This window comes from Halomonas sp. AOP25-F1-15, assembly GCF_052378675.1.
Lineage (GTDB): Bacteria > Pseudomonadota > Gammaproteobacteria > Pseudomonadales > Halomonadaceae > Vreelandella > Vreelandella casei.
Map to the genome: position 1 here is coordinate 96,296 of NZ_JBQSXV010000001.1, position 23,576 is coordinate 119,871.

A 23,576-nucleotide genomic window follows, 5' to 3' on the forward strand; every position below is an offset into this window, starting at 1 on the left:
CGCTATGCGTTAAACGTAACGTTAATTAACAAGCTGTTTGAAAAAGATGTTTTAAAAAGCTGTTCAGCAATAGTCGTTCAAGAAATAGCTAATTGCAGCAACGTGCTAAGAGGGCTGCTCGTTAGCGGCAATCGGCGCTTCATCGGCTGTCGCCGGTGGCAGGCCAAGCTTAGCCTCAAGAGTTTCAAGCTCGTTACGATAGCGCTCTACCATGTATTCATAGCGGCCAAAATCATGCCCACAATCCATGCAGTAGACGTGGGTTTGGTCACGTCGTGTTGCGGGCAGGCGTTTTAGTCGGCTATCACATTCTGGGCATTCCGGGCTGAAATGGTTGGCGGTCATGGAAGAATCTCTTTGTTTCAGGGGCTCGCTTAGTGGCGGGCAAAGCCCAGCATGAATTAAGTATCGTCAATGATAAGATGGGACGAAAGTAGGAATAGTTCACTAGCGGACTAATTAATTTGTCGAACCCTGATTCTTCAACAACGCCCCAGCTGCGTCCTTATCAACAAGAGGCCGTTAGGCGTGTGGTTGTGCACTTTCGTAGCTCTAGCGATCCTGCCTTATTAGTGCTGCCTACCGGCAGTGGCAAATCGCTGGTGATTGCTGAGCTTGCTCGCCTGGCGCGGGGGCGGGTGCTAGTCCTTGCGCATGTTCGTGAACTGGTCGAGCAGAATCATGCCAAGTACCAAGCCTATGGCCTGAAAGCGGCTATTTTTAGCGCTGGATTAAAGCGTAAAGAGGCTGATCGGCAGGTGGTGTTTGGATCGGTGCAGTCGGTGGTGCGCAACATGGAGCGTTTTAGCGACGCTAATTTTACGCTGCTGGTCATTGACGAAAGCCATCGCGTATCGCTCAACGAGGACGCAAGCTACCGTCAGGTAATTGAACATCTGCGTCAGCACAATGCTGAGCTTAAAATCCTTGGCCTAACCGCCACGCCGTATCGGTTGGGGCAGGGGTTTATCTATTATCGCCATCATCACGGCATGGTGCGCGGCAGTGAGGACAGCTTTTTTCGTGATTGCGTCTTTGAGCAGCCGCTTCGTCTGATGGTAAAACAAGGCTATCTTGCTGCGCCTAAACGCCTGGATATGGCGGTGGAAGGGTACGACTTTTCAGCCCTCAGCCCGTCAGCAAGCGGGATTTTTCCGGAAGAAGCCCTCAATAGGATCGTTGCCGGCAGCCGTGCAACGCCCGGTATTATTAACGAAGTGATTCAACGCGCCCATGACCGCCAAGGGGTGATGATATTTGCAGCGACAGTGGCTCATGCAGAAGAAATTATGGGCTATTTGCCTCGCTTAGAGGCTGCGCTGATCACTGGCGCCACACATTCTCAAGACCGGGCTGCGCGAATCAATGCGTTCAAAGCGCGTGAGCTAAAATACCTGGTTAACGTGGCAGTACTTACCACGGGTTTCGATGCGCCTCATGTGGATCTGATCGCTATTTTGCGGCCGACCGAATCGGTTAGCCTCTATCAGCAGATGGTGGGCAGGGGGTTACGTTTGTCGCCGGGCAAAGAAGATTGTCTCATTCTGGATTATGCCGGCAATCCCTGGGATGTTTTCGCTCCTGAGGTGGGGGAGGCGAAACCAGACAGTGACAGCGAGCCTGTTCAAGTAGAGTGCCCGGCCTGTGGTCATGCCAATCTATATTGGGGTAAGCGTGATGGCGAGGTGGTTATTGAGCACTTTGGCCGTCGCTGCCAAGGGCTTATTGATAATCCTGAGGGGGGGCGCCACCAGTGCGAATTTCGTTTTCGTTTTAAGGTCTGTGATGAGTGCGGTGCTGAAAATGACATCGCTGCCCGGCGCTGCCACAGCTGTGAAAGGCTCTTGGTGGATGCCGATGATAAACTCAAAGATGCTCTAAAACTGAAAGATGCCAAGGTGCTGCGGGTGAGCGGAATGCAGTTGGAGTCGACGACTAACGGCCGTGGACTGCCGCGCTTAAAAGTTACTTATCACGATGAAGATGGCGCCCATTTGGCCGAATGGTTTGCGCTGGAAACGACGGCCCAGAGACGTGCTTTTTATGCCGCATTTCTGCGCTATCACCTGCGTGCGCCGGGCAATCAATGGCAGCCTGTGAGTGCTGATGAGGTCGTCACTGAGCAGCACCGCTTACGCCATCCTGATTTTGTCGTCGGGCGCAAAGTTGGTCGCCATTTCCAGGTGCGCGAGAAGCTGTTTGACTATGCCGGTCGTTATCGCAAAGCGAGCGATGCGGGTTAATACGCTTGCCTTTACCTCTAATAGAGTGACGCGGATGCTGCCAACTTTGCTAAACTGTGCGTTGATGCTAATACCCCTTTTTCAAGAGACCCGACCCGCGTGAGCGAGACGCCAAGTGCACCTGCAGACGTAGACAAGCTTAATGTACCGCCTATTGAGCCAGCGGAGCCCTCGCTTGGGCGGCTGTTTGATGAACAGATCACCCAGCTGCCGGAAGATCTGTATATTCCTCCTGAAGCGTTGCGGGTCTTTTTAGAGACCTTTGAAGGCCCGCTAGATTTGTTGCTCTATCTCATTCGGCGTCAGAATCTCGATATTCTGACCATCAATGTGGCGACTATCACCCACCAGTACATTGAGTACGTCGAGCTGATGAAGGCCATGGAGATCGAGCTGGCCGGTGAGTATCTACTGATGGCCGCCATGCTGGCCGAGATTAAATCGCGCACGCTGCTGCCGCGCCCGCCCAAAGCTGAAGGTGACGACGAAGAAGATCCGCGCGCGGAGCTCATCCGTCGCCTGCAGGAGTATGAGCGCCTCAAAGAGGCCGCAGAAACGCTAGATACGCTGCCGCGTATGGGCCGCGATTGGTTCAGCGTGCAGGCTGGCCTTCCGCCGCTGGAAGCTCGCGTGATTCATCCTGAAGTCGAGTTGGACGAGCTGCTAAGTGCTCTGTCCGATATTCTCAAGCGTGCCGAGCTGGTTCAGGCTCATCAGATTAGCCGTGAGGTATTGTCTACTCGCGAGCGAATGCTGAAGATTATGGCGCAGCTAAGCCAAGATGCTGCTAGCCAGCGCTATACTCCCTTTGAAGCGCTATTTACGCTGGAAGAAGGGCGCCCCGGCGTGGTGGTGACCTTTATGGCGATTTTGGAGCTAGCCAAAGAAGCCATGATTGAAATTGTTCAGAATGCGCCGCTTTCGCCGATTCATGTGCGTGCTCGGCTTGCCGCCCTGGCTGATGGCGAGGAGAGCGCTTTTGAAGAGGGCGATATAGCTATAGAAGACAGCGTCTATTCAGAGTCTGCCTTTGAATCTGACGAGGAGCCACCATGAGTAACGCGCCCACCGGGCTAGACGAGATAGTAGAAGCGGCGCTTTTAGCCGCTGGTGAGCCGTTACCGCTAGAGCGTTTACAAACACTTTTTGTTAGCGGCGAATGCCCATCTCCGCGCGAGTTTCGTCAAGTGCTCGAGCGGCTTCAACATCGCCATTCACAAGGCGCACTGGAGTTGTTAGAAACGGTTTCGGGTTATCAGCTGCGTATTCGTCCGCGTTTGTCGCAGTGGGTGTCGCGGCTGTGGGATGAGCGCCCTCAGCGCTATTCACGGGCCTTGCTGGAAACGCTGGCGTTGATTGCCTACCGCCAGCCGGTTACTCGAGGCGATATTGAAGAGATTCGCGGGGTCAGCGTGAGTAGTTCTATCATGCGGACCTTGATGGAGCGCGGTTGGATTCGAGTGGTTGGCCACCGAGACGTGCCGGGGCGACCGGCTGTCTACGCCACCACGCGTAGCTTTTTAGATGATTTTGGTTTGAAAACACTCGATGCGTTGCCACCGATGCACACCCTGGCTAATTGGGATGATAGCGAGCTGCCTGAAAAGTCTTCTGACGTCGCTCCTGAAGGGCTAGACGAGACGCTTAAAACGGTGCAGGATGCGCCACCCAAAGTGGATGAAATAGCCACTGCTGAGATCACCACGGCTGAAATAGCCGATACACACGCCGAGACGGCGTTAACCCAGCCGCTGAGTTTTGCCGATCTTGAAGCCCGGCTCGCGGCACGTGCGCAACGCGTTAACGACGATGATAGCGCGCGCACGCAGACTAACGATGTGAGGTCAGATGACCATGAGTCAGAATGATACGACGACGCCCCCGACCGGCGAAAAGCTGCAAAAAGTTTTAGCCCGTGCAGGCCTTGGCTCGCGGCGTGAAATGGAAACGGCGATTTCCGATGGCCGCGTTAAAGTGAATGGCAAGGTGGCTAAGCTGGGGGATCGCGTTGACGCGCGCAATAATGTCAGCTTTGACGATCGACCGGTAACGCTGCGCTCGGAAGAGGAAGTGCCGCGTCGAGTGATCATGTACAACAAGCCGGAAGGCGAGCTGTGCACTCGCAAAGACCCTGAGGGTCGACGTACCGTGTTTGACCGCTTGCCGCGCTTAAAAGGCGAGCGTTGGGTAGCGGTTGGGCGCTTGGATATCAACACCAGCGGTTTACTGCTATTTACGACGGATGGCGAACTAGCCAACCGGCTGATGCATCCCTCCACCCAGGTAGAACGCGAATACGCGGTCCGGGTGATGGGTGAGGTGAAGCGCGAGCATATCCTGGCGATGGCCGACGGTGTCATGTTGGAAGATGGCCCCGCTCGCTTTACCGATATACAAGAGTTTGGCGGTGAGGGGATCAACACTTGGTTCCACGTTGTCATTCTTGAGGGGCGTAACCGCGAAGTGCGTCGTTTGTGGGAGTCCCAGGCGCTGACGGTTAGCCGTCTGAAGCGTGTGCGCTATGGCAACATCTTTATCGATAAGCGCGCCAAAGCCGGCGAATGGATTGAGCTTACTCAGGGTGAGGTAGATGACTTGTCCACCTTAGCCGGTTTGGAAACCCGTAAAGTACCCGTGTTAACGCCGGACGAGAAGAACCGCTGGAATCGCGATAAGCATAAGCGCAAACCGGTACAAACAATGCGTAAGCAGCAACGTCGCTAATACGTCTTCTCGGTTTTGGGCTGTAAATGGATATTTACAGCCTATTTTTTATTACCTTACTTGACGTCACTCGCTCTTCAGTAGCGCCTGAACTTACTATGCCGACTTTGCTAGCTAGCTTTTTGGCATAAGCTGAAGGTGTTAATCCACCAAATCCTTTTTCAGGCCTTTCTTCGCTGTATTCTCGGCGCCACGCCTCGGTAACTGCTTTAGCGTGATGCAAACTGGTGAGCACCGTTCAGTCAGGCATTCGTCACGAAAGAGTCCGTTAAACGATTCTATACAGGTGTTTTGATTGGGCGTGTTCATGGTTTGGTCACTGACGCAGCCTCAGATAAATCATGCAAGCTCCATAGCAGCCAAAGCTAAGATTTGTTCATGTAGTCCAGGTGCGACCTGGCATTGGCTGGTAGTACTCATGCATATAACGAGTAGCGCTTAATGCTCACTCATGCTACGTGACGCCATGAAGCGTACCACGTCGCGGCGTGAGGATGCGTTCACCACCTGTTTCTCAACACCACGTAGGGGATCTCCATCTCCAGCAGGAATTTGGTAAGAAGTCCCTGTAATCACATATTTTCGGCTTTAAGTTCTTGAAGTCGCCCCCGGTACGCTCATTCCACCAAACTTGCTGTGCCAGAAGTAATTATTCGATTCTGAGAAGTCATACTAACGACATAGCTCCTTCAGGGGCGGAAATCCCCTTTTGCTTCACTGTTGCCAAGTTTGCTGCAACGCGCCTTCATATCCGCTCTCCTGGCTAGTAGGGCCTGACTCTAAAGTATAGTGCTACTAAAGTAGAGAAGACGCCGAATTTGTGGCGCATTAGTCGATAAATATAATATTGCGATTATCATTTAAATGATCTAATTTGAATGAGCTCTATAGGGGATAGTGCTATTCTAAATAATTAATTTAATTTTTTCTAAGAGGTTGATTGTTCGATAATAAATGCTCTTCGTGACGAAGTGCTATAGGAGTGTGAGTAACAGTAATTATTGGTTTTATTTCTGTTGCTTTTGGTAATAATAATTAGGGGACGGCTATGAAGAAACATAAAAAGTGGGGAGTTGTATTTTCAGCTGCAGGGTTAACCGTAGCAGGCATCGGTCTTGCCACCACGGTTGTTGCTGATGGTTTTACGAATGTAGAGGCGCCAGCATCTGGCTTAAATGAGCGCTTTCAACGATATGGGGCTGCTGTTCCCATCGCCAGCTTGCAACGAGTAGGAGATGGTACAGGCAAGCTTACCAAGCAAGATGTTACAGAGTTGCTTGGAACCCCAAATGATTCACTGGCTATCGAGCAAGATAATAGTTGGCAATATAACGTCAACTTACCTTTGAATGATGAAGACTACCTTGTTTGTCAATACCAAGTTTCATTTGCGCAACAAGTGCTTGCGTCTTCGGAGTGGCGGCGACCACAGTGTAACCGACTGTTTTCAGAGCTTTCTGAGCATGCTCAGCCTCAGGTAATAAGTTTCTCAGCAGATTTTCTCTTTGGGTTTGATAGCTATGCCATTTTTTCACAAGGCCGAAGGGAACTTCAGCAGGCTGTTCAGGATGCTCAGGCCAGGCTTGGGGCTCGCTCCGTTCTAGTGACGGGCCATACTGACCAAATCGGCTCGGCAAAATACAATATGTGGCTTTCTGAGAAGCGCGCGCAAGCGGTAGCCGATGTGCTGGTACAGGGAGGAGTCAATCCTGAGCAGGTTATCTATATCGGCCGTGGTGAGAATGATTCGGTTGTCAGTTGCCCAGATCTCGCAGGAGCTAGTTTGAAAGAATGCTTAGCTCCTAATCGTCGAGTTGAAGTTTTATTTAATAGAAATACTTGAAGGAAAACGGTGAGAACCTGAAGTCGTTAGCGGGCGAATTATGCTGCATGATTATTAATAGTGACTGGGGTCACAGTGTTTTAGGAGTACGAAAAGAGTAATTTGAGTCGATCGTTGAGCAGATGTTTCTTGTGTTTAGTCCGATAAGTTTTTAAGGAGGTGTTAACAGCATTAAAAGAAATGCTAAGGGAGCATCAAAGCATAGGGCATTAAAACTAAAAACTGAAAGTAACAAAAAAATAGGTGGAGCATGGACAATGCATTCATAGCCGTCACTGCTAAAGCAGGCGGCGAAACGGTAGAAATACCTTCAGGAAGTGCTGTCGATCTGCAGGTGCCCAGTGTAGTTAAGATTTCTGTCGGGCCTGAAGACATCGCATCTTTCGATCGGTCGGGAATGGATCTGATTATTAACCTGAAGTCAGGGGAGCAGATAACCATTGCCGGCTTTTTTAATGTTTCGGACGGGGAACGCAGCGAGCTGCTACTCGAAGATTCCGATGGGGTCATTTGGTGGGGGCAGTACGAAACTCCTTGGTCAGGGTTTTCGTTTGCAGAGATCCAAGAGGCTGGTGAGCTGGCTGGGGGTGGGATTCCACTCTGGGCCCTCGCCTTAGGATTGATAGGCTTAGGTGGCGTAGCAATTGCGGCGGCTGACTCTTCTTCGGATAATGACAGCGACAGCAACGCTGATACCAGCGCGCCCGGCGTTCCGACGGTGGACAATGTCACCAATACCTTTGATGAAAATGGCGACCCAGACGGCACCACGGTGAGTGGCGTGGCTGAGCCGGGCAGCACAGTTGAGATTCGTGATGCAGACGGCAACGTCGTCGGCACAGGGAAAGCAGACGACGACGGTAACTACGAAATCACCACCGATGAGCCGTTGGCGGACGGTGAAGAGTATGACGTAGTAGCCATTGATGATGCAGGCAATGTCTCCGATTCGACCACGGTAACGGGTGATACCAGCGCGCCCGGCGTTCCGACGGTGGACAATGTCACCAATACCTTTGATGAAAATGGCGACCCAGACGGCACCACGGTGAGTGGCGTGGCTGAGCCGGGCAGCACAGTTGTTATTCGTGATGCAGACGGCAACGTCGTCGGCACAGGGGAAGCAGACGACGACGGTAACTACGAAATCACCACCGGTGAGCCGTTGGCGGACGGTGAAGAGTATGACGTAGTAGCCATTGATGATGCAGGCAATGTCTCCGATTCGACCATAGTCGACTTTGGCGATGATACTGACGCGGATGCGGATGCGGATGCCGACGCTGATGCAGATGCAGACGCTGATGCGGATGCGGATGCGGATGCGGATGCAGATGCCGACGCAGATGCTGATGCAGATGCGGATGCGGATGCGGATGCGGATGCTGACGCTGACGCTGACGCCGATGCAGATGCAGATGCTGATGCAGACGCCGATGCGGATGCTGATGCAGATGCTGATGCTGATGCTGATGCAGATGCTGATGCAGATGCAGATGCAGACGCTGACGCTGATGCAGACGCTGATGCCGATGCAGACGCCGATGCAGACGCTGATGCTGATGCCGATGCCGATGCGGATGCGGATGCGGATGCGGATGCTGACGCCGATGCAGATGCAGATGCAGATGCAGATGCAGACGCAGACGCTGATGCCGATGCGGACGCTGATGCGGATGCCGACGCCGATGCAGATGCAGATGCCGATGCTGACGCAGATGCAGATGCAGATGCAGATGCAGACGCAGACGCTGATGCCGATGCCGATGCCGATGCCGATGCTGACGCCGATGCAGACGCCGACGCCGACGCGGATGCCGATGCGGATGCTGATGCTGATGCAGACGCCGATGCAGATGCAGATGCAGATGCAGATGCAGATGCCGACGCAGATGCAGATGCAGATGCCGATGCTGACGCTGACGCTGACGCTGACGCTGACGCTGATGCGGATGCTGACGCCGATGCAGATGCCGACGCAGACGCAGACGCAGACGCCGACGCGGATGCTGATGCTGATGCGGACGCTGATGCTGATGCTGATGCTGATGCTGATGCTGATGCTGATGCTGATGCTGATGCTGATGCTGATGCAGACGCGGATGCCGATGCTGATGCTGATGCAGACGCCGATGCCGATGCCGATGCCGACGCCGATGCAGATGCAGATGCAGATGCTGATGCAGATGCTGATGCAGATGCTGATGCAGACGCTGATGCTGATGCGGACGCCGACGCCGACGCGGATGCTGATGCTGATGCAGACGCCGATGCTGATGCTGATGCTGATGCCGATGCCGATGCAGATGCAGATGCCGACGCAGATGCAGACGCAGACGCAGACGCTGATGCGGATGCGGATGCGGATGCGGATGCTGACGCCGATGCGGATGCTGATGCCGATGCCGATGCCGACGCTGATGCTGATGCTGATGCAGACGCCGATGCCGATGCCGATGCGGATGCAGACGCTGATGCAGACGCTGATGCAGATGCAGATGCAGATGCAGATGCCGACGCGGATGCCGATGCAGACGCTGATGCCGACGCTGATGCCGACGCCGACGCCGACGCCGACGCGGATGCGGATGCTGACGCAGATGCGGATGCGGATGCGGATGCTGACGCCGACGCGGATGCTGATGCCGACGCTGACGCTGATGCCGACGCCGACGCTGACGCTGACGCCGACGCAGACGCAGACGCTGATGCCGATGCAGACGCTGATGCGGATGCGGATGCCGACGCGGATGCTGATGCAGACGCGGATGCAGACGCCGATGCAGACGCCGACGCGGATGCTGATGCCGATGCTGATGCTGATGCTGATGCTGATGCTGATGCCGACGCTGATGCTGATGCTGATGCCGACGCTGATGCGGATGCAGATGCAGATGCAGATGCCGACGCAGATGCCGATGCCGATGCAGATGCAGATGCAGATGCTGACGCGGATGCAGATGCAGATGCCGACGCAGACGCAGATGCCGATGCCGATGCCGATGCAGATGCTGATGCTGATGCAGATGCAGATGCAGATGCAGATGCCGATGCTGATGCCGACGCCGACGCCGACGCCGACGCTGATGCGGATGCGGATGCGGATGCAGATGCGGATGCTGATGCTGATGCCGATGCCGATGCCGATGCCGATGCTGACGCCGATGCTGATGCAGACGCAGACGCAGACGCAGACGCTGATGCCGATGCCGATGCAGACGCCGATGCCGACGCCGATGCAGATGCAGATGCAGATGCAGATGCCGATGCAGATGCTGACGCCGATGCTGACGCCGATGCGGATGCTGATGCAGATGCCGACGCCGACGCCGATGCCGATGCCGATGCCGACGCGGATGCTGATGCTGACGCAGATGCCGACGCCGACGCGGATGCTGACGCCGATGCAGATGCAGATGCAGATGCCGACGCCGACGCCGATGCAGATGCCGACGCGGATGCTGATGCTGATGCCGACGCGGATGCTGATGCGGACGCCGACGCCGACGCCGATGCGGATGCTGACGCCGATGCCGATGCGGATGCTGATGCTGATGCTGATGCGGATGCGGATGCTGACGCCGATGCAGACGCAGACGCAGACGCTGATGCCGATGCCGATGCCGATGCGGACGCTGATGCGGATGCGGATGCCGATGCTGACGCCGATGCCGATGCCGATGCCGATGCCGATGCAGATGCAGATGCAGATGCAGATGCTGACGCCGACGCTGACGCGGATGCAGACGCAGATGCAGACGCAGATGCAGATGCAGATGCAGATGCCGATGCAGACGCCGATGCAGACGCTGATGCCGATGCAGATGCAGATGCAGATGCCGATGCAGACGCCGATGCAGACGCTGATGCCGATGCAGATGCCGACGCAGATGCTGATGCAGACGCTGATGCGGATGCGGATGCCGACGCAGATGCAGATGCAGATGCAGATGCAGATGCAGATGCTGATGCTGATGCTGATGCCGATGCCGATGCCGATGCCGATGCCGATGCCGATGCGGATGCCGATGCGGATGCGGATGCGGATGCGGATGCCGATGCAGACGCTGATGCAGACGCGGATGCTGATGCTGATGCTGATGCTGATGCGGACGCCGATGCCGATGCCGACGCTGATGCTGATGCTGATGCCGACGCCGACGCCGACGCCGATGCAGATGCCGACGCGGATGCAGATGCAGATGCTGATGCCGATGCAGATGCAGACGCTGATGCCGATGCCGATGCCGATGCCGATGCCGATGCCGATGCCGATGCTGACGCCGATGCTGACGCCGATGCCGACGCGGATGCTGATGCCGACGCTGATGCGGATGCCGATGCGGATGCCGACGCCGACGCTGATGCCGACGCTGATGCTGATGCTGATGCTGATGCTGATGCTGATGCTGATGCTGATGCTGATGCTGATGCCGACGCCGACGCCGACGCCGACGCTGACGCCGATGCAGATGCTGATGCCGACGCCGATGCGGATGCAGATGCAGATGCCGATGCAGATGCAGACGCCGATGCAGACGCTGATGCGGATGCGGATGCAGATGCAGATGCTGACGCCGATGCTGACGCCGATGCGGATGCTGATGCAGATGCCGACGCCGACGCCGACGCCGATGCCGATGCCGATGCCGATGCCGATGCCGACGCGGATGCTGATGCCGACGCAGATGCTGATGCCGATGCCGACGCAGATGCAGATGCAGATGCGGATGCGGATGCGGATGCAGATGCGGATGCTGACGCCGACGCGGATGCAGATGCTGACGCCGATGCGGATGCTGACGCCGATGCCGATGCCGATGCTGATGCTGATGCCGATGCCGATGCCGATGCCGATGCCGATGCCGATGCTGACGCAGATGCAGATGCCGACGCAGATGCCGACGCAGATGCCGACGCCGATGCCGATGCGGACGCAGATGCCGATGCCGATGCCGACGCTGATGCGGATGCGGATGCAGATGCAGATGCAGATGCGGATGCTGACGCCGACGCGGATGCAGATGCAGACGCCGACGCCGATGCAGATGCCGATGCAGACGCTGATGCCGATGCAGACGCTGATGCCGATGCAGACGCGGACGCGGATGCTGATGCCGACGCGGATGCTGATGCCGACGCGGATGCCGATGCCGATGCTGACGCCGATGCGGACGCCGACGCCGACGCAGATGCCGATGCGGACGCTGATGCAGATGCCGACGCAGACGCAGATGCGGATGCGGATGCAGATGCCGACGCCGATGCAGACGCCGATGCTGATGCCGATGCCGATGCCGATGCTGATGCCGATGCTGATGCCGATGCTGATGCTGATGCCGACGCGGATGCTGATGCTGATGCGGACGCCGACGCCGACGCAGATGCCGACGCAGATGCCGATGCGGACGCTGATGCTGATGCTGATGCGGATGCAGATGCCGACGCCGATGCAGACGCAGACGCAGATGCCGATGCCGATGCGGATGCCGATGCCGACGCGGATGCTGATGCTGATGCGGACGCCGACGCGGATGCTGATGCTGATGCCGATGCGGATGCTGACGCCGATGCCGATGCCGATGCCGATGCGGACGCAGATGCCGATGCAGATGCCGACGCTGATGCGGATGCGGATGCGGATGCAGATGCGGATGCGGATGCTGACGCCGACGCGGATGCCGATGCAGACGCCGACGCCGACGCCGATGCAGATGCAGATGCCGATGCAGACGCTGATGCCGATGCAGACGCTGATGCCGATGCAGACGCGGACGCGGATGCTGATGCCGACGCGGATGCCGACGCGGATGCCGATGCCGATGCTGACGCCGATGCGGACGCAGATGCCGATGCGGACGCTGATGCGGATGCCGACGCAGATGCCGACGCAGATGCCGATGCCGATGCAGATGCTGATGCAGATGCTGATGCAGATGCTGATGCAGATGCTGATGCAGATGCCGACGCAGATGCCGACGCAGATGCAGATGCAGATGCAGATGCAGATGCAGATGCCGATGCCGATGCCGACGCTGATGCTGATGCTGATGCTGATGCTGATGCTGATGCTGATGCTGATGCGGATGCGGACGCCGATGCTGACGCAGATGCCGATGCCGATGCTGATGCTGATGCTGATGCAGATGCAGATGCCGATGCTGACGCCGATGCAGATGCCGACGCAGATGCGGATGCGGATGCCGACGCCGATGCTGATGCCGACGCCGACGCCGACGCCGACGCAGATGCCGACGCAGATGCCGATGCGGACGCTGATGCTGATGCGGATGCAGATGCAGATGCAGATGCCGACGCCGATGCAGACGCAGACGCAGACGCAGACGCAGACGCAGATGCCGATGCGGATGCGGATGCGGATGCCGATGCAGACGCGGATGCTGATGCTGATGCTGATGCGGACGCCGATGCCGATGCCGATGCCGATGCCGACGCTGATGCTGATGCTGATGCCGACGCCGACGCCGACGCCGACGCCGATGCGGATGCAGATGCAGACGCTGATGCTGATGCCGATGCAGATGCAGATGCAGATGCAGACGCAGACGCAGACGCCGATGCCGATGCCGACGCCGACGCCGATGCTGACGCAGATGCAGATGCAGATGCAGATGCCGATGCCGATGCCGATGCCGATGCTGACGCAGATGCAGATGCAGACGCCGATGCCGATGCCGATGCGGATGCAGACGCTGATGCCGATGCCGATGCCGATGCCGATGCCGATGCCGATGCCGATGCCGATGCTGACGCTGACGCCGATGCTGACGCCGATGCCGACGCGGATGCTGATGCCGACGCTGATGCGGATGCCGATGCGGATGCCGACGCCGACGCTGATGCCGACGCTGATGCTGATGCTGATGCTGATGCTGATGCTGATGCCGACGCCGACGCCGACGCCGACGCCGATGCAGATGCTGATGCCGACGCCGATGCGGATGCAGATGCAGATGCCGATGCAGATGCAGATGCAGATGCAGACGCTGATGCAGACGCTGATGCGGATGCGGATGCAGATGCAGATGCAGATGCAGACGCAGACGCAGACGCAGACGCAGACGCCGATGCCGATGCCGATGCCGACGCCGATGCCGATGCTGACGCAGATGCAGATGCAGATGCCGATGCAGATGCCGATGCCGATGCCGATGCTGACGCAGATGCAGATGCAGATGCAGATGCAGACGCCGATGCCGATGCCGATGCTGACGCTGACGCTGACGCTGACGCCGATGCTGACGCCGATGCTGACGCAGATGCCGACGCGGATGCTGATGCCGACGCTGATGCCGATGCCGATGCCGATGCCGATGCCGATGCGGATGCCGACGCCGACGCCGACGCGGATGCCGATGCCGATGCCGACGCAGATGCCGACGCAGATGCAGATGCAGACGCAGATGCCGACGCGGATGCTGATGCTGACGCAGATGCAGATGCCGACGCCGACGCCGACGCCGACGCCGATGCTGATGCCGACGCGGATGCGGATGCGGATGCTGACGCAGATGCAGATGCCGACGCAGATGCTGATGCTGATGCAGACGCCGATGCTGATGCAGACGCCGATGCGGATGCGGATGCGGATGCGGATGCGGATGCTGACGCCGATGCAGACGCAGATGCTGATGCTGATGCAGACGCCGATGCGGATGCGGATGCTGACGCGGATGCGGATGCGGACGCCGATGCCGACGCTGATGCTGATGCTGATGCTGATGCTGATGCTGATGCTGATGCTGATGCAGACGCGGATGCTGATGCTGATGCGGACGCCGACGCCGATGCGGATGCGGATGCTGACGCCGATGCCGACGCAGATGCAGATGCAGATGCAGACGCCGATGCGGATGCTGACGCCGATGCAGACGCAGATGCTGATGCCGACGCCGACGCCGACGCCGACGCCGACGCAGATGCGGATGCGGATGCGGATGCGGATGCGGATGCCGATGCGGATGCTGACGCGGATGCGGACGCCGATGCCGATGCGGATGCTGATGCTGATGCTGATGCTGATGCTGATGCTGATGCAGATGCAGATGCAGATGCCGACGCAGATGCCGACGCAGATGCGGATGCCGATGCGGATGTCACCGCCTACGATGACCTGGCATATGCCGATGTAGGCCTTGCGCCTGATGTATCAACCAGCGCGGACTCTGGCAGCCAATTCTTGCTGCTTAATCTATTCGGAGCTTCAGAATTCTACGAGTTCACAGTCGAAGAAGGCTCAGTGGGTGGTTTGAGTTTCGATGCTAATGTCGGCTCCCTGGTTAGTTTGTTCGATGGTGCTTTCATCGACTTGCAAGTCATGGAGAACGGCGAATGGGTATCTCTGTCAGACTCGGATAGTGGTTTAGGCTTGATCGATGTGCTCGGGATCTTCGGTTCGTCTGCTCAAGTTGAAGCAAGCGAGTTAGAAGCTGGTGAATATCGTGTGGTATATGGAAGCACTAATGTTCTGGCTGCTGGCTCGACCATCAACTGGGCGGTAGAGGTCACTGATACTAGCTTGACGGATTTTTCCGGTTTGCCGGGGGATCCGATCAGCGGGAACGTGATTACTGACCCCAGTTTCGTCGAAGGCGAGCAAGACCAGCTGGGTATCGATGACCTGGCGGAGCTGAATATCTTAGTGGATGGCGTGTTCGTTGACGCGGGCACTGGAACGGTGGTTGAAGGCGAGCATGGGCAATTGACCATCGATGCTGATGGCAACTACACCTATGAGCCCAACGGCGATGCCGAGAGCGTTGGTCAGGTTGAGGTCTTCGAGTATCAGTTAGTGCATCCTGATGGCACTACCGATACGGCAAATCTGTACATCCGTATTGATAGTGAGGATGCAGATCTGGTCTGGGATGATAGCGATCTGTCTGCACCAGCTGTCACAGTGGAGGCGAACGACGATTTAGATAGTGCTCAGATCGAAGTAGTCAACATAGTGACCACAGAAGAAGTGCCAACGGCGATTCAGTATACCTCTGTACTGGTGTTTGGTGGTTCTGGCACTTTCGACTTCTCTATCAGCGATGAGACGGTATCGGATGTCACTATCGATGTTAGCTCAAGCGGTTTGGCCAATCTGCTGACGAATATGAACTTCACGCTGTCTGAGATGATTGATGGCCAATGGGTTCAGTTTGCAGATGGTAGTGATGGTGGCCTAATCGATATCATTGGTATCGGAGCGGACTCTATTCAGGCAACCATGGAAGCTCTGGCCGCGGGTGAGTATCGGTTGGAGGTCAGTAACGCTGGTCTTGGACTGCTTACTAACATCACTGCCGGCGTGTCCTTCGAGACGACTCACCTGACAGAAGTTGTGGCGGGTGATGTGTCTGGTGCCTCGGGTAATGTCATCGTTGACGACCATCTTGGGTCCGATAACACTGCGGTTAGCGTGATGAATGGGGATGGTGTGTTCGTCATGCCAGGGCATGGTGGTCTGGTGGTCGAGGGCGAGTATGGTCAGCTGACCATCATGTCCAACGGCGATTACGAGTACGTACCCAATGGCGACAACCTCAATGGGATTGGTCAGACTGACAGCTTTACCTACAAACTGACCCACCCGAATGGTGATGAGTCGGAGGCAACGCTCACCATCGACATTGAGGCGCATCCAGATAGTGTCGAAGGATGGGAGGACGTGCTGGCTGAGCTTGATGTTGTGGCCAATGATGATAACGGTATTGCAAGCATTGACTCGACTTTCCGCGTGGAGAGTGGCGGCCCCGATGCATCAGCACCGGATGAGAGCATTGCTGCTAATGTCAATCCGTTTGGTGGAAGCTTAACCCGTTCGACGTCTCTAACGTTTACGGTGGATGAAAACAGGGAAGCAGGCATCACACTAACAGCATTGTCGCCAGACATAGCACTGTTAAGTGATTCACTGGTGGTCACGATTACGGGGCCTGGCGGCTTCACTCAGAGCTTTAACGGTGTGGGAGGACTCCTTGGGTTGGGAGGATTGGGCGTTGCGCAAGAGCTAAGTGGGCTTCAGGAAGGCTCTTATGACGTAACCGCCACCTACGCGCGTCCAAATGGCATTAGCACTGGCGGTACGCTGTCGCTCTCTTACGAAACTGACAGCACCACATTCCTTGATGAGTTTGTGGCCGCAGACACTAGCTCGGCTATAGGAAATGTGTTGGCTGATGACAACCTTGGCTCGTCATTTACTGTGCTGCAGGTTGAGCAGAATGGTGATTGGGTGGAGGTGGTCGACGGCACGACTGTTATCGGGGATCACGGGACACTGACCATCAATGCTGATGGCAGCTACTCGTATGAACCGAATTCGGATCTGGAGGATATTGGTGGAGTTGATAGTTTCACTTATCGCCTTGAGCATCCGAACGGCACCGTCGACGATGCAATGTTGTCGATTGATGTTGAGCATGGTGATGGTCCTTACGTGCCACCAATGATGCTGAGTAGCTTTAGTCTTGGAGATATGGACTTCGGTGATAATGCCGATGAGCTGGTATTCCCCGAGTCTGAGGACAGCAGCGAAGAGAGTGGGCTAGCAGCAAGTAGTGCTGAAAGCGCGGAGGAGGTGCCGATGGATGACTTCTTCGAACCTCAGGATCCGCTATCCGATGAGTTGGATCAGAACACGCATGTGTACTGATTAGTACTCTAACGTTGGCATAAAACCCGCCAAAGCACCGGGCCTTCGGGCCCGGTGTGTTTTCAGGGAACTACGGCAATTAGCATCTACGGCTAGTTCAAACTGTAAGCAAAGTTTTTTGCCATCTATATCGCTTGACAGTGGCGGTGTTTTTGGGAAAACGCTTGAATCAGATTTAAAACGTCAGCCAAGCAAGAAAAAAACAAACAGAAAGGGGTAGGGAGTGAGGCGAGATATGAGAGTGCCTAATGCTGACAAACGAAACAACAAGGCCCCGTATATCGTACGGGTATTGACGGTCAGTTTTTTGACGTGGGGCGGGATGCACAATGCTTGGGCACAGGTGAGCGACCAGCAAGCACTGGATGGTGTAATTAGCCAACAAACACATGGTGTTCAAAATCTGACAATGAAAGATGCCGTGCAGCAAGCAGTTGCGTGGTACCCCTCTATAACGGAAACGCTGGGGCGTTTATATCAGCAAAATGAGCAGGTGGCCGTGGCGCGTTCGGGGTATCTACCCCAGGTCAATGCGGGCATATCATCGGAGTACAGAACGTCTAGCAGCCAAACCGAAGATGCCTTTAATGTTACTGCTTCACAGCTTCTCTATGATTTCGGTAAAGTGTCTAATGACGTGAAAGCCGAACTGTTTGGTGTGGAGCGTGACCAAGCCAGGGTACTTTTGGCGATAGACCAGCTAGCACTTGAGGCAGGGCAAACAGTTGTTGAAATTCTGCGTTTTGAAACATTACTAGGTATTGCAGACGAACAAGTGAGTGGTGTAAGTGACATTCAGGCACTGGCGGCCAAGCGTGCAGAGCTAGGTGCTAGCACACAGTCGGATGAGATACAGGCACAGTCACGCGTGGAGGCGGCTCGAGCGACACGCGAACAGTTTCAGTCTCAGCTGAATATTTGGCGCAATAATTTAAGTAGGCTTATAGGGGCTGAAGGCCTCGTCAGTGTTAGTGACTCTCTTCCTAATGGTTTAACGCAGCTATGCGAATTAGCTTCGGATCAATTTAACAACGTGCCAGAAATTATGGTGGCCGATGCGCAGCGTGAAGAAGCAAGAGCACAAATCGCGAGGCGCCAAGCAGATTTTTACCCAACTATTTCGGCGCAGGCAAGGTTCAACCAATTCATTAACCAAACGGGTGATGGAGACGATACTGATGTCTCGTTGGGATTGAATTTATCCAGCAGTCTTTATCAAGGAGGAGCTACTCGTGCGCAACGGCGCTCCGCAGACTATGTGCTACAAGCACTGGAAGCATCTAAAGATAACATTTTAATTGATCTACAAAGAAGTATTCGGGATGCCCAGGAGCAAACACGAAGCGCCATAAGTCGTATTAGTATTTTAGAGGCAAGGGCTAGCAGTATAGTGAGAACGCAGGAGTTATATCGCCAGCAATACCTGTCATTGGGAACTCGCTCGCTGCTGGATTTGTTAAACGCAGAAGAGGAAATACACCAGTCACGCTTTGATCAAGAAAATGCGCGTTACGACATGTATTCTGTTCAACTTGATTGCCTTTATGCGTCGTCAGGTTTTCGCAGTATGTTTGAGATAAGTGATGAAGCTGTTCAAGGGGTTAGTCTTTCGCCATAGCGTTAAAACCTCATCGACGGGTTTTTTACTTCAATCTTTTTAGAGTTTAAGGTATATATAATGTCAAGTGAGTACACTGAAAGCATTCGTGAGGCGAAAGAAGTAAATTTTGATCATTGGATAGAAGCGTTAGTGATGGTAGCCCGTCATTACCGTCTAGATTACTCAGCGGAAAACGCAAAAACAAGCTCGGCCTGGAATCAAGGAATAGCACTGCCAGACGCACTTCGCAGCATTGCTTATCAACTTGGTATGACGCTAACTATCCAGCCTTTTAAAGCAAAGTATATTACTCCTTGGCAATTGCCGGTTGTTGTTCAGTTTGAAAATGGGCAGTTGGCGGTTGTTGAAACACTCAGCAGTCAAAATGAGGTGGGATTAGTCTATTGTGGGGATGGGAGTGTCAAAAATAGGCTTGCCCTGAGTGTTCTTGAACAACATGCCGTCGGCGTTTTTATACCTCGTCCGGCACGTTCGGTGCCAGATTCACGTGTAGATGAATATGTAAAACCATACGAGAAAAACTGGTTAAGAAAAATTGTTCTTCGAGATTTAAAGCCGTACGGTCATATTATGTTGGCTGCCTTGATTGCCAATGTCTTAGCTCTAGCTGGCATCATATTTACACGCCAAGTGTATGATCGCGTTATACCCGCTGAGTCACTCTCGACACTTTACGTGCTCTTTAGCGGTGTTGTCGTTGCACTGATTTTTGATTTCTTTTTGAGACGAATACGAGTGCGAGTGACAGACTTGCTTGGGAAGCGTGCCGATTTACGCATGTCTGATAAAGTATTTGGTCATGCGCTTAGAATTAAAAACTCACAGAGGCCTACTTCAACGGGTACGTTTATTTCTCAGATTCGTGAATTGGAACGTGTCAGAGAGATGATGACATCTACAACTGTCACCGCTTTTTCAGATATGCCTTTTTTTATTCTTTTTTGTTTTGTTTTTTGGTATGTTGCAGGTTCTTTAGTATTCGTTCCTATAGTTGCTCTTTTTGTTATGCTACTGCCTGCATTTATAGCTCAGCGTAAGTTGAAAAAATTGGCTAATGAATCAATGCGTGAATCGTCATTGCGAAATGCAATGCTGGTTGAATCTGTTCAGGGCATAGATGATATAAAAGCTCTTCAAGCAGAGCCGCGATTTCAAAATCAATGGAACCATTATAATGCAGAGGTGGCAGATTCAAATCTTAAGTTAAGATATATTACAAACTCTTTGAGCGTCTGGGGGCACACTGTTATCACGGGTGTGTTTGCTACAGTGGTGCTATTTGGGGCGCCAATGGTAATGTCTGGCGATCTAACCACCGGTTCGTTAGTAGCAGCTTCTATTTTGTCTTCTAGAATGCTTTCACCTATGTCAGGTTTGACACAAGTGCTTGGAAAATGGCAACAAGCTAAGGTGGCCACTGAAGGGCTTAACAAAATAATGCAGCGCTCTACTGACTACCCTGAAGCAGAAAAAAGCGTACATCGACCGGTGGTGAACGGTGAATTCCATTTTAATGAAGCCATCTTTAAATATAGCGATGATGCCAAAACTCCTTCACTGTACGTTAAGGCGCTACGGATAAAGTCTGGGGAAAGAATTGCTGTGCTTGGCCGTAATGGCGCGGGAAAGTCTACTCTACTGCAGGCTTGTTCAGGCATGTTAGAGCCCCATGAGGGCGAGCTGACGTTAGATGGCATCCGCCTTTCACATATCGACCCTGCTGATGTAAGACGCGATGTTTTTTTCCTTAGCCAGCATGCGCGATTGTTTCATGGCACTATCCGTGAAAACTTATTGATGGCTAAGCCATTAGCATCTGATCAAGATCTAATTGATGCTTTGGAAATGTCTGGTGCGATGGGTTTCATTCGGAAGCTTCCTGATGGTTTGGATCATATTGTTCTAGAAGGTGGTGCAGGCCTTTCGGGGGGGCAGAAGCAGGTACTACTACTAACACGCAGTTTTCTTCGCCAGCCCAACGTATATCTTTTTGATGAGCCCACTGCTTCGCTGGATGAAGGTTCCGAAAAGCTAATTATTCAATCGCTTAGCTCACTGTCTAATAGTAAGACACTCGTTATTGCAACGCACAGAATGGCGTTATTGAGCCTGATGGAGCGAATTATTGTGATTGATAATGGGCGTATCGTGATGGACGACAAGAAAGATAAAGTACTTGCCCAACTGACGCGTAAACCGGCTACTGCCAAAGATAGGGCAGGCTCACCGCAAAATCGGCAAGGTAAGGGTGGGGAGGAGCCATCATGATGCAGCCAAGTAATCGCCAAACAGGTTCAGAAGATGCGCTCTTTCTTGATTTTGATGGGGACACGCGCTACAGCCAAGAGGTTGATGATGCGAACGTGGTTCGATCAACGCGTATTATCTGGTGGGTATTGGCCGTTTTTTTGGGGTTGGGTGTATGGTCCTATTTTGCAGAGCTTGTCGAAGTGTCTTCGGGTAGTGGCAAAGTGATTCCCTCCTCCAGAGAGCAAGTTGTTCAGTCACTTGAGGGTGGTATCTTGACTACCCTTAATGTAAGGGAAGGGGATATCGTGGAGGTTGGGCAAGTACTTGCTCAGCTAGACCCGACACAGTCTGAATCAAGCGTTGGTGAAACGGCGGCTAGATACCACGCAGCCTTGGCACGAGTCAATAGGTTAGAGTCGGAAGTAAATGAAGAACCTTTGATCTTTTCGGAAGAGCTTAATGCTTATCCCTCCTTACTGACCAGTGAACGATTGTTGTACGCCACAAGAACGAGAGCATTAGGGCGCTCGCTTGAAGGTATTGAAGATACGTTAGCGATAGTGCGTGAAGAGCTAGGCTTAACAAGGTCGCTGGTTCAGGTTGGGGCAGCAAGTAATGTGGAAGTGCTAAGGCTACGTCGCCAGGAGTCAGAGCTACAGCTCCAAGCTGCTGATGTCAGGTCAGAGTACTTTGTTTTAGCGAGGGAAGAGCTATCAAAAGCTCTTGCTGACGTTGAGGCCTTTTCTTCTGTGGTCCGGGGGCGCTCAGATACGCTCTCTCGGCTCACAATGCTCTCACCAGTAAGAGGAGTGGTAAAAGATGTTGAGGTGACAACGACCGGCGGAGTTATTCCACCCAACGGTCGATTAATGACCATTGTACCTTTGGATGACCAACTGCTAATTGAAGCGCGTATCTCGCCACGAGATATTGCTTTTATTCATCCACAACAATCTGCCAGCGTTAAGATAACAGCTTACGATTATAGCACTTATGGTGGTATGGAAGGGGAGGTCGTGACAATTTCCCCTGACACGGTACAGGATGAAGTGGACCCCAATATTTTTTATTACCGAGTATTTGTCAGAACTGAAAGCGACTCGTTAGAAAATGATACAGGTACGAAATTTGCTATTGTGCCAGGCATGATTGCAACTGTGGATATACGTACGGGAAGCAAAACGGTCTTGGAGTATTTGATAAAACCAATGAATAAGGCCAGAGAGGCAATGAGGGAAAGGTAGTGGTGAAATCCCCCAATACCTTGCCTTCATTACTTAACGCTTTATATCGCTCATGATGCTATATAAAGCGTTAAGCAGCAGCGCGTCATTTGTTGAATCGCTGCGGTCTGTATTGGACCATGACTTTGGTCTTCGCCTCGTATTGCTACTGATTTGGCGATCAAGTCTGTCAAAGGATGCTAAAGCATTAATGATTGCTGTGGCACCATGTGTGCTTGCCTGACTGTGTATAACCTGGCTTCCATCGAGATAGCGCCGCGCCATTAAATTTTCAGAGTAGTTCCGCTCTCCTGGCGTTGACGGCGAGATAATGCCTATAAATGTCATCCAAAAAGGAGCGGCGTTATAGGATTTCGCAAACAGTTCGGCCTCTTCTTCCTGTGTATCTGGTATATGGTCCATTTGGTACTCTCGCTCGCCTAATAGGCCTTCCGCCCAGCGCGCCATTCCTTCTAAGTACCAACTATTTTTGAATACAGTATAGCCATATTGATAAAGGTGGAATAATTCGTGGGCAGGTGTGAGGTTACCTGTTTGAAGTTCATTGGAAAGTCCTATCAGTAGTACGCAGGGCTTATTTAGGGCTGTTAGATCGCGATGTGGCGGATCGAATGCCACTCCATTGGCACGCAGGTCACGCATGCCTATATAAATCTGATTAACGCTCGCGCGCTCATAGCGATCTTGATCAAACGGATGTGTAAAGCCTAAAGCCTCCAGCACGTCACGCATGGTAATTAGTTGCAACATAGTGTCTTCAACAATATCCGGGATATCGTTATTGTTGAAATCTGTCTGATCGGCAAGTGTATTGTCTCCGCTCAGATCATAGAAAATGACAAATTCTTCGGCGCTATAATGCTGTTGGTAGTGATCAGACGATGTGCGGTTAGAGCATTCATGCTGCACCGTACTTAGCGCGAATACTGGGCAGGGCAACAAAAAAGACAGTGTTACCGCAGCTATCATTCGCGTGTTGTTCATA

The 23,576-nt window shown here is 53.7% G+C and carries 11 protein-coding genes and 3 pseudogenes; 11 read left to right on the forward strand and 3 right to left on the reverse strand.

Annotated elements, in window-relative coordinates; translation table 11 throughout:
- Positions 1 to 105 precede the first annotated feature (105 nt).
- Positions 106 to 345, reverse strand: a complete 240-nt coding sequence (locus ACT3TF_RS00470) for a hypothetical protein (RefSeq protein WP_444625097.1) — start codon at positions 343 to 345, stop codon at positions 106 to 108.
- A gap of 119 nt (positions 346 to 464) precedes the next feature.
- On the opposite strand from ACT3TF_RS00470, the gene ACT3TF_RS00475 reads away from it, so the two are divergent.
- The 4 genes from ACT3TF_RS00475 to rluB all read left to right on the forward strand — a co-directional run bounded on the left by ACT3TF_RS00475 (position 465) and on the right by rluB (position 4,967).
- On the forward strand, positions 465 to 2,243 hold the full coding sequence (locus ACT3TF_RS00475) for a DEAD/DEAH box helicase (RefSeq protein WP_444671373.1): 1,779 nt from the start codon (positions 465 to 467) through the stop codon (positions 2,241 to 2,243).
- Positions 2,244 to 2,342: 99 nt separating this feature from the next.
- Positions 2,343 to 3,299 (forward strand): segregation and condensation protein A, encoded by a 957-nt coding sequence (locus tag ACT3TF_RS00480; RefSeq protein ID WP_444625098.1) that lies wholly within the window; start codon positions 2,343 to 2,345, stop codon positions 3,297 to 3,299.
- Positions 3,296 to 4,111, forward strand: a complete 816-nt coding sequence (gene scpB / locus ACT3TF_RS00485; RefSeq protein ID WP_444625099.1) for an SMC-Scp complex subunit ScpB — start codon at positions 3,296 to 3,298, stop codon at positions 4,109 to 4,111. Before ACT3TF_RS00480 ends, scpB begins: the two co-directional genes overlap by 4 nt.
- Positions 4,098 to 4,967 carry a 23S rRNA pseudouridine(2605) synthase RluB gene (rluB, locus tag ACT3TF_RS00490; protein WP_192536106.1) on the forward strand — a complete coding sequence of 290 codons (870 nt, stop codon included), beginning with the start codon at positions 4,098 to 4,100 and terminating at the stop codon, positions 4,965 to 4,967. The genes scpB and rluB overlap by 14 nt, the downstream gene beginning before the upstream one ends.
- A 34-nt stretch (positions 4,968 to 5,001) precedes the next feature.
- Here rluB and ACT3TF_RS00495 read toward each other — a convergent pair.
- Positions 5,002 to 5,267: pseudogene (locus tag ACT3TF_RS00495) on the reverse strand (integrase core domain-containing protein); the annotation flags it as partial.
- Positions 5,268 to 6,015: 748 nt separating this feature from the next.
- Here ACT3TF_RS00495 and ACT3TF_RS00500 point away from each other — a divergent pair.
- From ACT3TF_RS00500 to ACT3TF_RS00530, 7 genes and pseudogenes are all read left to right on the forward strand, one after another.
- Positions 6,016 to 6,810: an OmpA family protein gene (locus ACT3TF_RS00500; RefSeq protein ID WP_444625100.1), complete on the forward strand. Its 795-nt coding sequence runs from the start codon at positions 6,016 to 6,018 to the stop codon at positions 6,808 to 6,810.
- Positions 6,811 to 7,060: 250 nt separating this feature from the next.
- Positions 7,061 to 7,333, forward strand: a pseudogene (locus ACT3TF_RS00505) (BapA/Bap/LapF family prefix-like domain-containing protein); the annotation flags it as partial.
- Positions 7,334 to 8,057: 724 nt separating this feature from the next.
- Complete coding sequence (locus tag ACT3TF_RS00510) at positions 8,058 to 14,963, forward strand: hypothetical protein (RefSeq protein WP_444671374.1); 6,906 nt, start codon at positions 8,058 to 8,060, stop codon at positions 14,961 to 14,963.
- A 98-nt stretch (positions 14,964 to 15,061) separates the two neighbouring features.
- Positions 15,062 to 17,476: pseudogene (locus tag ACT3TF_RS00515) on the forward strand (BapA/Bap/LapF family large adhesin); the annotation flags it as partial.
- Between the two features lie 235 nt (positions 17,477 to 17,711).
- Positions 17,712 to 19,094: a TolC family outer membrane protein gene (locus tag ACT3TF_RS00520; protein ID WP_444625101.1), complete on the forward strand. Its 1,383-nt coding sequence runs from the start codon at positions 17,712 to 17,714 to the stop codon at positions 19,092 to 19,094.
- Positions 19,095 to 19,154: 60 nt separating this feature from the next.
- Positions 19,155 to 21,365: a type I secretion system permease/ATPase gene (locus tag ACT3TF_RS00525; RefSeq protein ID WP_444625102.1), complete on the forward strand. Its 2,211-nt coding sequence runs from the start codon at positions 19,155 to 19,157 to the stop codon at positions 21,363 to 21,365.
- Positions 21,362 to 22,591, forward strand: coding sequence for an HlyD family efflux transporter periplasmic adaptor subunit (locus ACT3TF_RS00530; protein ID WP_444625103.1), 1,230 nt, complete (start codon positions 21,362 to 21,364; stop codon positions 22,589 to 22,591). The genes ACT3TF_RS00525 and ACT3TF_RS00530 overlap by 4 nt, the downstream gene beginning before the upstream one ends.
- A gap of 33 nt (positions 22,592 to 22,624) precedes the next feature.
- Here ACT3TF_RS00530 and ACT3TF_RS00535 read toward each other — a convergent pair whose 3' ends face one another.
- A complete protein-coding gene (locus ACT3TF_RS00535) occupies positions 22,625 to 23,575 on the reverse strand; it encodes a hypothetical protein (RefSeq protein ID WP_444625104.1) in 951 nt (316 codons plus the stop codon).
- Between the last annotated feature and the right edge of the window lies 1 nt (position 23,576).

Bases quoted from the DNA above. Each gene is read 5' to 3' on its own strand.
- ACT3TF_RS00470 (WP_444625097.1), bottom strand. From the start codon at position 345: ATGACCGCCAACCATTTCAGCCCGGAATGCCCAGAATGTGATAGCCGA.
- scpB (WP_444625099.1), top strand. From the start codon at position 3,296: ATGAGTAACGCGCCCACCGGGCTAGACGAGATAGTAGAAGCGGCGCTT.
- rluB (WP_192536106.1), top strand. From the start codon at position 4,098: ATGAGTCAGAATGATACGACGACGCCCCCGACCGGCGAAAAGCTGCAA.
- ACT3TF_RS00500 (WP_444625100.1), top strand. From the start codon at position 6,016: ATGAAGAAACATAAAAAGTGGGGAGTTGTATTTTCAGCTGCAGGGTTA.
- ACT3TF_RS00510 (WP_444671374.1), top strand. From the start codon at position 8,058: ATGATACTGACGCGGATGCGGATGCGGATGCCGACGCTGATGCAGATG.
- ACT3TF_RS00520 (WP_444625101.1), top strand. From the start codon at position 17,712: ATGAGAGTGCCTAATGCTGACAAACGAAACAACAAGGCCCCGTATATC.
- ACT3TF_RS00525 (WP_444625102.1), top strand. From the start codon at position 19,155: ATGTCAAGTGAGTACACTGAAAGCATTCGTGAGGCGAAAGAAGTAAAT.
- ACT3TF_RS00530 (WP_444625103.1), top strand. From the start codon at position 21,362: ATGATGCAGCCAAGTAATCGCCAAACAGGTTCAGAAGATGCGCTCTTT.
- ACT3TF_RS00535 (WP_444625104.1), bottom strand. From the start codon at position 23,575: ATGAACAACACGCGAATGATAGCTGCGGTAACACTGTCTTTTTTGTTG.